Origin of the sequence: Bacteroides sp. K03, assembly GCF_019734355.1 — a bacterium.
Lineage (GTDB): Bacteria > Bacteroidota > Bacteroidia > Bacteroidales > Bacteroidaceae > Bacteroides > Bacteroides nordii.
In genome coordinates, this window is record NZ_JAASHC010000011.1 from 1 (window position 1) to 13,232 (window position 13,232).

A 13,232-nucleotide genomic window follows, 5' to 3' on the forward strand; every position below is an offset into this window, starting at 1 on the left:
AGAGAAGTTAAGCCTGATCACGCCGATGGTACTGCGTAACAGTGGGAGAGTAGGTAGTCGCCGTTTTTTGAATCCCCCCTTTCGTCAAGATGATTGATGGAAGGGGGATTTTTCGTTATTGGTATTCACCACAGAGTTTCACAGAGGAACACAGAGTTTTAACTATCCGCTATAAACAGAATAAATAATGAAAGAACTCTGTGTTCCTCTGTAAAACTCTGTGGTGAAAAAAATACTTTGTATAAGTGATTTTATTTACTTATATTTGCAACCGACAATAATCAATAACTGTTTAAAGCAAATTTTTAAGTATGAGAACTAAATTATTTTTGGCTGCTGTTGCAGTAGCATTTTCTTTCGCTGTAACTTCTTGTGGTAATAAACCTGCAAGTACTGAAGTTTCTGCTGAATCAGTAGAAGTTGAAACTGTAGAAGCTGCAGCTCCTTGCTGTAAGTCTGATTCTGCTACTTGCGATTCTACTAAAGCATGTTGCAAAGAAGAAGCAGGATGTGAGAAAAAAGCTTGTGACAAGAAATAATAAGCGAGATTATCTGATACAAATGGGAGTAAAGCATGAATTGCTTTGCTCCCATTTGCGTTTTATAACTATCCGAATGATTATTATTTCTTGTATATGTGGGTTTACTTGGTATAAGAATAGATTCTAAATGCCATTTTATTGCAATATTTCCTCCTTTTGGGCTATTCTTTTCTATTTTATGAACAGTTTTCTTCTTCTTTTCCCTTTTTTAATTAGATTGAAATTCGTACTTTTGGCAAGAATCTAATCGAAATACATAGATACTATAATATAAACTTCTAAATAGTCCGTGAACATGGAAAACAAAATTCAAGAGTTGACCGATAAGATTTATCGTGAAGGCGTAGAAAAAGGTAATGAAGAAGCCCAGCGTCTTATCGCAAATGCTCAGGAAGAAGCCAAGAAGATTATTGAAGATGCTCATAAGGAAGCAGAGTCAATTATTACCTCCTCTCGTAAGTCTGCTGATGAACTGGCAGAAAATACCAAATCAGAATTAAAGCTGTTCGCCGGTCAGGCTGTGAATGCACTAAAATCGGAGATCGCTACTATTGTGACAGATAAGATTGTGACTGCTCCTGTAAAGGAATTTGCGCAGAATCAAGATTTTCTGAATGCATTTATTGTAGCTTTGGCTTCTCAATGGAGTGTAGACGAACCTATTGTTATTTCGACAGCCGATGCAGAATCGCTGAAGAAATACTTTGCTGCCAATGCCAAAGCTCTTTTAGACAAGGGTGTCAGAATAGAGCAGGTAAATGGTATTAAAACATTATTTTCTGTTTCTCCGGCAGACGGTTCGTATAAAGTGAACTTTGGAGAAGAAGAATTCATGAATTATTTCAAAGAATTTCTGCGTCCTCAGTTAGTAGAAATGCTATTCTAATAGAGAACGATTATGAGTAAATACTATTACTTGGTAGCCGGTTTGCCTGAACTCACTCTTGAGGATAGTAAACTGAGTTATACAGTAGCCGATTTTAAAACTGAAATTTATCCCGGAATCTCTTCTTCAGACCAGAAGCTGATAGATTTGTTCTATCTGAAATTTGATAATGCAAATGTCTTGAAATTGCTTGAAGACAAGGAGGCTGTTATCGATTTAAGAGGAAATTTCTCTGCGGAAGAACTTATCGAATACATCGGTGTGATAAAAGAAGGTGGTGAGGTTCATCCGAATGACTTCCCTTCCTACATCTCTGTTTTTATTTCTGATTATTTTAATACCCCGGCAGAAAGTGCTGTGTTGCATGAAGATCATTTGGCAGCACTGTACTACGAGTATGCCATGAAATGTGGAAATAAGTTTATCGCATCTTGGTTTGAATTCAATCTGACTATAAATAATATTCTGGTAGCATTTACGGCCCGTAAATATAAATGGGACATAGCACAGAATATTGTAGGCGATACAGAGGTTTGTGAAGCATTGCGTACGTCCGGTGCTCGCGACTTCGGGTTGTCTTGTGAGGTAGATTGCCTGGAACAGTTAGTAAAAATCAGTGAAATAACCGAACTGGTAGAGCGTGAAAAGAAGCTTGATTCATTGCGTTGGGATTGGATGGAAGAAGCTACGTTTTTCAATTATTTTACGATTGAACGCATTTTCGCTTTCTTATTGCAATTGGAAATGATTGAGCGATGGATATCATTGGACAAAGATAAAGGAAATCAGCTATTCCGAAGCATTATTGATACGCTGAAGGATGAGGTACAGATTCCCGCAGAATTTAGGTAAATAAATAACTAAAATTATATGGCAACAAAAGGAACTGTTAGTGGCGTTATTGCCAACATGGTGACCCTCGTCGTTGACGGACCGGTAGCACAGAATGAGATTTGTTATATCTCAACTGGTGGCGACAAGCTGATGGCGGAGGTGATTAAGGTGGTAGGTTCACATGTATACGTCCAAGTGTTTGAGAGCACTCGCGGACTGAAAGTGGGAGCTGAAGCCGAATTTACAGGACACATGCTTGAAGTGACTCTGGGTCCGGGCATGTTATCAAAAAACTACGATGGTTTGCAAAATGACCTCGACAAGATGGAGGGTGTTTTCCTCAAAAGAGGTGAATATACATATCCGTTGGATAAAGAAAGAGTCTGGCATTTTGTGCCATTGGTAAAAGTCGGCGATAAAGTAGAAGCTTCGGCATGGCTGGGACAAGTGGATGAAAACTTTCAGCCGCTGAAAATTATGGCACCTTTTACATTGAAGGGTACTTGTACGGTTGAGTCTATTGCTGACGAAGGTGATTATAAGATAGAAGATAGGATGGCTGTATTGAAGGATGAAGAAGGTAATCTTATCGACGTAAATATGATTCAGAGATGGCCGGTGAAACGTGCTATGAAGAATTATAAAGAAAAGCCACGTCCATTCAAACTGCTGGAGACCGGCGTGCGCGTGATTGATACAGTAAATCCGATTGTTGAAGGCGGCACGGGATTTATTCCCGGTCCGTTTGGTACCGGTAAAACCGTACTTCAGCATGCCATCTCAAAACAGGCCGAAGCAGATATCGTTATTATCGCTGCTTGTGGTGAGCGTGCGAATGAGGTAGTGGAAATCTTTACCGAGTTCCCAGAATTGGTTGATCCACATACAGGACGTAAATTGATGGAGCGTACCATTATTATTGCGAACACTTCGAACATGCCGGTAGCTGCCCGTGAGGCATCTGTATATACGGCAATGACAATCGCAGAATATTATCGTGCAATGGGCTTGAAGATTTTGTTGATGGCCGACTCTACTTCCCGTTGGGCACAGGCATTGCGTGAGATGTCCAACCGTATGGAAGAGTTGCCTGGACCGGATGCTTTCCCAATGGACTTGTCTTCTATCATCTCTAACTTTTACGGTCGTGCAGGATATGTGAAGCTGAATAATGATAAAACTGGCTCTATTACCTTTATTGGTACAGTGTCTCCGGCAGGTGGTAACCTGAAGGAACCTGTGACAGAGAATACAAAGAAAGTAGCTCGTTGTTTTTATGCTCTCGAGCAGGACCGTGCCGATAAAAAACGTTATCCGGCTGTGAACCCGATTGACTCTTATTCCAAATATATTGAATATCCGGAATTTGAAGCATATATCTCTGAACATATCAATGATGAATGGATTGGCAAAGTAAATGAAATCAAAACCCGTTTGCAACGTGGAAAGGAAATTGCCGAGCAGATTAACATCTTAGGTGATGACGGTGTACCTGTAGAGTATCATGTTATCTTCTGGAAATCTGAATTGATTGACTTCGTTATTCTTCAGCAGGATGCATTTGATGAAATTGATGCTGTAACCCCAATGGAACGTCAGGAAGCTATTTTGGATATGGTTATTGATATCTGTCATACAGAGTTTGAATTTGACAACTTCAATGAAGTAATGGATTACTTTAAGAAGATGATCAATATCTGTAAACAGATGAACTACTCGAAGTTTAAATCAGAAGAGTATGAAGGTTTCCGGAAGCAACTGAAAGAGTTGATTGATGAAAAGAAACTTCAATCGTAATTGCTAAATAGTAAATTGTAAATTGCTAACGTACCTATGTGTTAAAAATGAATAATGGTCATGACCGTAGGGAATAAATTGTAAATATATAAATGGCAACAAAAGCATTTCAAAAAATATATACCAAGATTACTCAGATCACCAAAGCAACCTGTTCGCTGAAGGCGACAGGAGTAGGGTATGATGAGTTGGCTACCGTAAATGGCAAACTGGCCCAGGTAGTAAAGATTGCCGGTGATGAAGTGACGTTGCAGGTATTTGAAGGTACCGAAGGTATCCCGACGAATGCTGAAGTCGTTTTTCTGGGTAAATCTCCTACACTGAAAGTGAGCGAACAGCTTGCCGGTCGTTTTTTCAATGCCTTTGGCGATCCGATTGACGGAGGACCAGAGATTGAAGGGCAGGAAGTAGAAATCGGTGGTCCGTCTGTGAATCCGGTTCGCCGTAAACAGCCGTCGGAGCTCATTGCGACAGGTATTGCAGGTATCGACCTGAACAATACACTGGTATCCGGACAAAAGATTCCGTTCTTTGCAGACCCGGATCAACCATTCAATCAGGTAATGGCAAATGTGGCATTGCGCGCAGAAACCGATAAGATTATTCTTGGTGGTATGGGTATGACGAATGATGACTACCTGTATTTTAAGAATGTCTTCTCTAATGCAGGTGCGCTCGATCGTATTGTCAGTTTTGTAAATACAACAGAGAATCCTCCGGTAGAACGTTTGCTGGTTCCGGATATGGCATTGACAGCTGCTGAGTATTTCGCCGTGCAAAATAATGAAAAGGTGCTGGTACTACTTACTGATATGACCTCTTATGCGGATGCATTGGCAATCGTGTCAAACCGTATGGATCAGATCCCTTCGAAAGACTCTATGCCTGGTTCTATCTATTCAGATTTGGCAAAGATTTATGAAAAGGCCGTTCAATTCCCTGATGGTGGTTCTATCACTATTATTGCCGTAACTACGTTATCTGGTGGCGATATTACACATGCCGTACCTGATAATACGGGTTATATCACTGAGGGACAGTTGTTCCTGCGCCGTGATAGCGATATTGGTAAAGTTATTGTTGACCCGTTCCGTTCATTGTCTCGTTTGAAACAGTTGGTAACAGGTAAAAAAACTCGTAAAGACCATCCGCAGGTGATGAATGCTGCCGTACGTCTGTATGCCGATGCTGCTAACGCCAAGACAAAGCTGGAAAATGGTTTCGACCTTACTAACTATGACGAACGTACTTTATCTTTTGCCAAAGATTACTCCAATCAGTTACTTGCCATTGATGTTAATCTGGATACAACTGAGATGTTGGATGTAGCTTGGGGATTATTTGGTAAGTATTTCCGTCCGGAAGAGGTGAATATTAAGAAGGAACTGGTGGATCAGTATTGGCCTAAGTAATAAAATTTACGATTAGACGATTTACAATTTACGATTAGAATATGTAGATTGTAGTAGTAAAAGAAGTAATTTCAATCGTCTATTTGTAAATTGTTAAATAGTAAAATAAACGAGATGGCTATAAAATTTCAATATAATAAGACATCCCTTCAGCAGCTTGAAAAGCAACTGAAAGTGCGGGTACGTACGCTTCCTATTATTAAAAATAAGGAGAGTGCACTACGCATGGAAGTGAAACGTTGTAAAACGGAAGCGGCTGATCTGGAGGAGAGACTGGAGAAACAAATCCAGGCTTATGAAGCCATGTTCGCACTTTGGAATGAGTTTGATGCCTCATTGATAAAGGTTAATGATGTTCATCTTGGCATAAAAAAGATTGCCGGTGTACGCGTGCCGTTGCTCGAAAATGTTGATTTCGAGATACGTCCGTACAGCATGTTCAATGCCCCTAAATGGTATGCAGATGGTCTGCATCTGCTTAAGGAGCTTGCACAGACGGCTATCGAAAGAGAATTTATATTGGCCAAGCTGAACTTGTTGGAACATGCGAGGAAAAAGACCACTCAGAAAGTGAATCTTTTTGAGAAGGTACAGATACCGGGCTATCAGGATGCACTGCGAAAGATAAAACGATTTATGGAGGATGAAGAAAACTTGTCCAAGTCATCGCAGAAGATCCTGAAATCTCAGCAAGAAAAAAGGAAGGAGGTAGAGGCATGATTACGAAAATGAAGAAAATTACATTCCTTGCTTATCACAAGGAGTATGAGTCATTTCTGAATAGTCTCCGCGAACTAGGAGTGGTACATACCGTAGAAAAACAGCAAGGTGTCGCTGACAATACGGAATTGCAAGATAATATTCGGCTTTCATCTCGCCTGGCAGCTACTTTGAAATTGCTTCAGAATATAAAGCTGGAGAAAGATACGCTACCCGTTAAAGAGGGAGGGACTCCAGATCGGGGTATGCAGGTATTGGATGAAGTAGATGCATTGCAGGCTGAAAAGAATAAATTATCTCAGCAATTGCAGGTGTATGCTAAAGAACGAGATGCATTGTTGGCGTGGGGTGATTTTGAACCGGAGAGTATTCAGCGTCTGAATGATGCTGGGTATACAATCGGTTTCTACACCTGTTCTGAAGGCAATTATAAAGAAGAATGGGAAACAGAATATCACGCAATGGTGATTAACCGGATTTCTTCAAAAGTATTCTTTATAACTGTAACGAAAGCAGGAGAAGAGGTAGATCTGGACGTAGAACAGGTGAAACTTCCGGTTTATTCGTTGACACGTGTGCAACAGCTCTATGCTGATACAGAGCAGGCTATTACTGAGAATGACCGGAAATTGGCTGCTCTTGCAGAGAAGGATATTCCTGCCTTGAAGGAAGCACAGAAAGAACTGCAGAGCAATATAGAGTTCTCCAAAGTAGTGTTGAGTACGGAACAGGCTGCAGGTGAAAAACTAATGCTGTTGGAAGGATGGGCCCCTGCCCGTAATAAAATAGAGATTGAAGCTTTTCTGGATGCATCTCATGTATATTATGAGATTTCTGATCCTACTCCGGAAGATAATGTACCTATTGAACTGAATAATAAAGGATTTTTCTCCTGGTTTGAGCCGATTTGTAAATTGTATATGTTACCGAAGTATAATGAATTGGATTTAACTCCATTCTTTGCTCCGTTTTTTATGATTTTCTTCGGGCTCTGTTTGGGAGACTCCGGATATGGATTATTCCTGTTTATCGGTGCTACAGCTTACCGTCTAATGGCAAAGAAACTGACTCCGTCAACTAAATCAATTATCTCACTGATTCAGGTGTTGGCTACATCTACTTTCTTTTGTGGACTGTTGACGGGTACTTTCTTTGGTGCTAATATCTATGACCTTGACTGGCCCATTGTGCAGCGACTGAAACATGCAGTATTTATGGATAATAACGATATGTTCCAACTTTCACTGATTTTGGGTGTGGTACAGATTATGTTTGGTATGGTGCTGAAAGCTGTAAATCAAACAATACAGTTTGGCTTTAAGTATGCTGTTGCTACTATTGGCTGGATTATCTTGTTGGTGTCTATGGGTATTTCTGCACTGTTGCCGGCTGTGTTGCCAATGGGGGGAACTATACATTTGGTAATTCTTGGTATTGCCGCTGTTATGATCTTCCTTTTCAATACACCTGGAAAGAATGTTTTCCTTAATATCGGACTCGGTTTGTGGGATTCCTATAATATGGTTACCGGGCTCTTGGGAGATGTTCTTTCATATGTTCGTCTGTTTGCCCTGGGGCTTTCGGGAGGAATTTTGGCGGGAGTGTTCAATAGTCTTGCTACAGGAATGAGTCCTGATAATGCAATTATGGGACCTATTGTGATGGTTTTGATCTTTGTAATCGGGCATGCCATTAACATATTTATGAATGTACTTGGGGCAATGGTTCACCCGATGCGTCTGACGTTTGTAGAGTTTTTTAAGAATTCCGGTTATGAAGGCGGCGGAAAAGAGTACAAACCATTTAGGAAATAAGTACTAAAAACGAAGAATTATAAATAGAATAATAAACTAAAAAATAAAATTAAGATTATGGAAATGAATTTGTTTATTGCCTACATTGGCATCGCGGTAATGGTTGGTTTGTCGGGCATCGGTAGTGCATACGGAGTAACTATTGCAGGTAACGCTGCTATCGGCGCGTTGAAAAAGAATGATAGTGCATTTGGTAACTTCCTTGTATTGACAGCACTTCCCGGTACACAAGGGCTGTATGGCTTTGCCGGATATTTTATGTTCCAGACGATTTTTGGTATTCTTACTCCTCAGATTACGGCAATTCAGGCTTCTGCTGTATTGGGTGCAGGTATTGCTTTGGGATTGGTTGCTTTGTTTTCTGCTATTCGTCAGGGACAGGTTTGCGCCAATGGTATTGCTGCCATCGGACAGGGACATAATGTATTTAGTAATACGTTGATTCTTGCCGTATTTCCAGAGCTTTACGCTATCGTAGCTTTAGCTGCTACTTTCTTGATCGGTAGTGCATTGGCTTAATCTGATTATTGATAAATCAAAGCATTCAGCAGGTATTATATAAGAACTGCTAAGTGACAAGAATCTGGCTCCTATAATAGAAATATTATAGGAGTTCTTGTTTTTATAAATAGCTTTCAAATGAATTGATAGCGTAGTTAATTGGCACATTAACGCATTATTAAACCTAATTCTGAAACATTATTTATCTCAAAAGTTATACTTTAAAAACAGAAGCCGATATTGAAGTGAAATATATCACTTTTTTCTTCCTTTAAAACAACTTCTTATAAGACTTTGCAAACGTTTGTTGCCTTCCGTTAGCTTATATTTTCTGCATAAAGCATTATTTTTCAATAAATAATGCGTATTTTTGCACCCACGTAATAAAAAAAGAGTTCTAAACAATTATATGGTAAAAGATTTATTAACCCCCGATTATATCTTCGAAGCCAGCTGGGAGGTATGCAATAAAGTGGGAGGGATCTACACTGTTCTGTCTACAAGGGCGAACACATTGCAAACCGCTTTTCGTGATAAATTGTTCTTTATTGGTCCGGATGTATGGCAAGGCAAGGATAACCCCTTGTTTATTGAGTCCGATAATCTTTGTGCTGCATGGAAAGAGCATGCACGTGAAAAAGATAACCTTTCTGTTCGTGTCGGACGTTGGAATATTCCGGGTAACCCCATTGTTATTTTAGTTGATTTTCAGCCGTTTTTTGAAAAGAAGGATGAGATATATACAGAAATGTGGAATCGTTTTCAGGTAGATTCGTTGCACGCTTATGGCGATTATGATGAAGCTTCCATGTTTTCGTATGCTGCCGGAAGGGTAGTAGAAAGTTTCTATCGTTACAATCTGACGGAGAATGATAAAGTAGTTTATCAGGCACATGAATGGATGACAGGCCTTGGAGCACTTTATTTGCAGATGGCTGTTCCCGAAATTGCAACTATTTTCACAACTCATGCAACGTCTATCGGACGCTCTATAGCAGGTAACAATAAGCCGCTATATGATTATCTGTTTGCATATAACGGAGATCAAATGGCTGGAGAATTGAATATGCAATCCAAACATTCTATTGAAAAACAGACTGCTCACTATGTGGATTGTTTTACGACAGTGAGCGAAATAACCAACAATGAGTGTAAGGAGTTGCTTGACAAGTCGGCAGATGTAGTGCTGATGAATGGTTTTGAGGATGATTTTGTGCCGAAAGGAAGTACTTTCACGGGTAAACGTAAACGTGCCCGTTCGACAATGTTGAATGTTGCCAATAAATTAATGGGAACAAATTTGGGTGATGACACGTTAATTATCGGAACCAGTGGACGTTATGAATTTAAGAATAAAGGTATTGATGTCTTTTTGGAGTCATTGAACCGCCTTAATCGTGATAAGAATTTAAAAAGAGAAGTATTGGCATTTGTCAATGTACCTGGTTGGGTGGGAGACCCCCGGGAAGATTTACAGGCGCGTTTGAAAAGCAAAGAGAAGTTTGATACGCCGCTGGAAGTACCTTTTATTACGCATTGGTTGCATAATATGACACATGATCAGGTACTTGATATGCTGAAATATCTCGGAATGAATAATCATCCGGAAGATAAAGTGAAAGTGATATTTGTACCATGCTATTTGAACGGTAGAGATGGTATATTAAATAAAGACTATTATGATCTGCTGTTAGGTCAGGATCTGAGTGTTTATCCTTCTTATTATGAACCATGGGGATATACGCCATTAGAAAGTGTCGCTTTCCGTGTGCCTACTATAACAACTGATCTTGCAGGTTTTGGTCTTTGGGTGAAAAGCCTGAAAAACCAGCATGGCATTAATGATGGAGTAGAAGTATTGCATCGGTCGGATTACAACTATTCCGAAGTGGCCGATGGTATTAAAGATACTATCTCTCTATTTTCCGGAAAAACAGAAAACGAAGTAAAGGAAATCCGCAAACATGCAGCTGAAATCGCAGAACAGGCGTTGTGGAAGCACTTTATTAAATATTATTATGAGGCTTATGACATTGCTTTACGCAGTGCAATGAAACGTCAGCTGAATTAAATTTATTCATCAACAAGTAAATCATAAACATTATGAAAGTTAAAGTTAGTAATGTGAACACTCCGAACTGGAAAGAGGTAACTGTAAAATCCCGAGTTCCGGTAGAATTAGAAAAACTATCTGAAATAGCTCGGAACATTTGGTGGTCCTGGAATTATGAGGCTACTGAATTGTTCTCTGATTTGGACCCGGCTCTTTGGAAAGAGGTTGGTCAGAATCCGGTGCTTCTTCTTGAACGCATGAGTTATGAGAAACTGGAAGCTTTGTCTAAAGACAAGGTGATTTTGAGACGCATGAATGATGTGTATTCCAAGTTTAGAGATTATATGGATGTGAAACCGGACGCTACTCGTCCGTCGGTAGCTTATTTCAGTATGGAATATGGCTTGACTCACGTTCTTAAAATATATTCCGGTGGTCTGGGCGTTCTTGCCGGTGACTATCTGAAAGAAGCTTCTGATAGTAATGTAGATCTTTGCGCTGTAGGATTCCTTTATCGTTATGGTTACTTTACCCAGTCTTTGTCTATGGATGGACAGCAGATTGCTAATTACGAAGCACAGAACTTTGGACAATTGCCTATCGACCGTGTTCTTGATGCTGACGGTAAACCGGTGGTAGTAGACGTTCCTTATATGAACTACTTTGTACATGCCAACGTATGGCGCGTAAATGTGGGTCGTATTTCTTTATATCTGTTGGATACGGATAACGAACTGAACAGTGAATTTGACCGTCCTATCACTCATCAGCTATATGGTGGTGACTGGGAAAATCGTTTGAAACAGGAAATCCTGTTAGGTATCGGTGGTATCCTGACATTGAAAGCTTTGGGTATCAAGAAGGATATCTATCATTGTAACGAAGGACATGCTGCATTGATCAATGTTCAGCGTATCTGTGATTATGTGGCTACTGGCCTGACATTCGACCAGTCTATCGAGTTGGTTCGTGCTTCTTCTCTTTATACAGTTCATACTCCGGTTCCTGCCGGACATGACTACTTCGACGAAGGTCTTTTTGGTAAATATATGGGTGGATATCCTGCGATGATGGGTATCAGCTGGGACGATTTGATGGATCTCGGACGTAATAATCCGGGTGATAAGGGAGAACGTTTCTGTATGTCTGTATTTGCTTGCAACACTTCTCAGGAAGTTAATGGTGTAAGCTGGCTGCACGGAAAAGTTTCTCAGGAAATGTTTGCTTCCATCTGGAAAGGTTACTTCCCGGAAGAGAGCCATGTAGGTTATGTTACTAATGGTGTACACTTCCCAACTTGGAGTGCTACGGAGTGGAAGCAACTATATGCCAAATATTTCAATGAAAACTTCTTGTATGATCAGTCTAACCCGAAAATTTGGGAAGCTATCTACAATGTATCCGATGAAGAAATCTGGAAAACTCGTTTGACCATGAAGAACAAGCTGGTGGATTATATCCGCAAGCAGTTCCGTGAAACATGGTTGAAGAACCAGGGTGATCCTTCACGTATCGTTTCATTAATGGATAAGATCAATCCTAATGCCTTACTGATTGGTTTCGGCCGTCGTTTTGCTACTTACAAACGTGCTCATCTGTTGTTTACTGATCTGGAACGTCTGGCTAAGATTGTTAACAATCCCGATTATCCGGTACAATTCCTTTTCACAGGTAAGGCTCACCCGCATGATGGTGCCGGTCAAGGCTTGATTAAGAGGATTATTGAAATTTCCCGTCGTCCGGAATTCCTGGGTAAGATTATTTTCCTCGAGAATTATGATATGCAGTTGGCACGTCGTTTGGTATCCGGAGTTGATATTTGGTTGAATACTCCGACTCGTCCGTTGGAAGCATCGGGTACATCTGGTGAGAAAGCGTTGATGAATGGTGTGGTTAACTTCTCTGTACTTGATGGATGGTGGCTGGAAGGTTACCGTGAAGGTGCAGGCTGGGCATTAACAGAAAAACGTACTTACCAGAATCAAGATCATCAGGATCAGTTGGATGCTGCTACTATTTACAGTATCCTTGAAACAGAAATTCTGCCGTTGTATTATGCACGTAATAAGAAGGGATATTCTGAAGGTTGGGTGAAGACTGTAAAGAACTCTATTGCCCAGATTGCTCCTCACTATACAATGAAACGTCAGCTTGATGATTATTATAATAAGTTCTATATCAAAGAAGCAAAACGTTTCCAAATGTTGTCTGCTAATGATAATGCCAAAGCAAAAGAGATAGCAGCATGGAAAGAGGAAGTAGTTGAAAAGTGGGATTCAATTGAAATTGTATCTTGCGAAAAGACAGAAGAGCTTGTGAAGGGAGCTATCGAAAGCGGAAAAGAGTATACAATCACTTATGTAATCGATGAAAAAGGCTTGAATGACGCCGTAGGACTCGAGTTAGTGACTACTTATACGACTGCCGATGATAAGCAACATGTTTATTCGGTAGAACCATTCAGTGTTATCAAGAAGGAAGGCAACCTGTACACATTCCAGGCAAAACACAGCTTGTCTAATGCAGGAAGCTTTAAGGTATCTTACCGTATGTTCCCAAAGAACCCGGATCTTCCTCATCGTCAGGACTTCTGCTACGTACGCTGGTTTGTGTAACAAACAGCTATAAAGTATTATAATAAAAATAGCCCTTGCAATAGTAAAATATTGCAAG

General features: G+C 40.2%; 10 protein-coding genes. All 10 read left to right on the forward strand.

The window, feature by feature from the left end; all coding sequences use genetic code 11:
• Positions 1-311: 311 nt before the first annotated feature.
• The 10 genes from HCG69_RS09695 to HCG69_RS09740 all read left to right on the forward strand — a co-directional run bounded on the left by HCG69_RS09695 (position 312) and on the right by HCG69_RS09740 (position 13,174).
• A complete protein-coding gene (locus HCG69_RS09695) occupies positions 312-539 on the forward strand; it encodes a hypothetical protein (RefSeq protein ID WP_221649883.1) in 228 nt (75 codons plus the stop codon).
• Positions 540-837: 298 nt separating this feature from the next.
• Complete coding sequence (locus HCG69_RS09700) at positions 838-1,428, forward strand: hypothetical protein (protein WP_221649884.1); 591 nt, start codon at positions 838-840, stop codon at positions 1,426-1,428.
• Between the two features lie 12 nt (positions 1,429-1,440).
• Entirely contained in the window at positions 1,441-2,280 is an 840-nt protein-coding gene (locus tag HCG69_RS09705; RefSeq protein WP_221649885.1) for a DUF2764 domain-containing protein, read from the forward strand.
• Positions 2,281-2,298: 18 nt separating this feature from the next.
• Complete coding sequence (locus HCG69_RS09710; protein ID WP_221649886.1) at positions 2,299-4,059, forward strand: V-type ATP synthase subunit A; 1,761 nt, start codon at positions 2,299-2,301, stop codon at positions 4,057-4,059.
• Positions 4,060-4,151: 92 nt separating this feature from the next.
• Positions 4,152-5,471, forward strand: coding sequence for a V-type ATP synthase subunit B (locus tag HCG69_RS09715; protein WP_002562682.1), 1,320 nt, complete (start codon positions 4,152-4,154; stop codon positions 5,469-5,471).
• A 114-nt stretch (positions 5,472-5,585) separates the two neighbouring features.
• Entirely contained in the window at positions 5,586-6,191 is a 606-nt protein-coding gene (locus HCG69_RS09720) for a V-type ATP synthase subunit D (protein WP_002562681.1), read from the forward strand.
• Complete coding sequence (locus HCG69_RS09725) at positions 6,188-8,005, forward strand: V-type ATP synthase subunit I (protein ID WP_221649887.1); 1,818 nt, start codon at positions 6,188-6,190, stop codon at positions 8,003-8,005. The genes HCG69_RS09720 and HCG69_RS09725 overlap by 4 nt, the downstream gene beginning before the upstream one ends.
• Positions 8,006-8,062: 57 nt before the next feature.
• Positions 8,063-8,524 (forward strand): V-type ATP synthase subunit K, encoded by a 462-nt coding sequence (locus tag HCG69_RS09730; protein ID WP_002562679.1) that lies wholly within the window; start codon positions 8,063-8,065, stop codon positions 8,522-8,524.
• Positions 8,525-8,915: 391 nt separating this feature from the next.
• Positions 8,916-10,577 carry a glycosyltransferase gene (locus HCG69_RS09735; RefSeq protein ID WP_221649888.1) on the forward strand — a complete coding sequence of 554 codons (1,662 nt, stop codon included), beginning with the start codon at positions 8,916-8,918 and terminating at the stop codon, positions 10,575-10,577.
• Between the two features lie 32 nt (positions 10,578-10,609).
• Positions 10,610-13,174: a glycosyltransferase family 1 protein gene (locus HCG69_RS09740; RefSeq protein WP_221649889.1), complete on the forward strand. Its 2,565-nt coding sequence runs from the start codon at positions 10,610-10,612 to the stop codon at positions 13,172-13,174.
• The last annotated feature ends 58 nt before the right edge of the window (positions 13,175-13,232 follow it).

Bases quoted from the DNA above. Each gene is read 5' to 3' on its own strand.
- HCG69_RS09695 (WP_221649883.1), top strand. From the start codon at position 312: ATGAGAACTAAATTATTTTTGGCTGCTGTTGCAGTAGCATTTTCTTTC.
- HCG69_RS09700 (WP_221649884.1), top strand. From the start codon at position 838: ATGGAAAACAAAATTCAAGAGTTGACCGATAAGATTTATCGTGAAGGC.
- HCG69_RS09705 (WP_221649885.1), top strand. From the start codon at position 1,441: ATGAGTAAATACTATTACTTGGTAGCCGGTTTGCCTGAACTCACTCTT.
- HCG69_RS09710 (WP_221649886.1), top strand. From the start codon at position 2,299: ATGGCAACAAAAGGAACTGTTAGTGGCGTTATTGCCAACATGGTGACC.
- HCG69_RS09715 (WP_002562682.1), top strand. From the start codon at position 4,152: ATGGCAACAAAAGCATTTCAAAAAATATATACCAAGATTACTCAGATC.
- HCG69_RS09720 (WP_002562681.1), top strand. From the start codon at position 5,586: ATGGCTATAAAATTTCAATATAATAAGACATCCCTTCAGCAGCTTGAA.
- HCG69_RS09725 (WP_221649887.1), top strand. From the start codon at position 6,188: ATGATTACGAAAATGAAGAAAATTACATTCCTTGCTTATCACAAGGAG.
- HCG69_RS09730 (WP_002562679.1), top strand. From the start codon at position 8,063: ATGGAAATGAATTTGTTTATTGCCTACATTGGCATCGCGGTAATGGTT.
- HCG69_RS09735 (WP_221649888.1), top strand. From the start codon at position 8,916: ATGGTAAAAGATTTATTAACCCCCGATTATATCTTCGAAGCCAGCTGG.
- HCG69_RS09740 (WP_221649889.1), top strand. From the start codon at position 10,610: ATGAAAGTTAAAGTTAGTAATGTGAACACTCCGAACTGGAAAGAGGTA.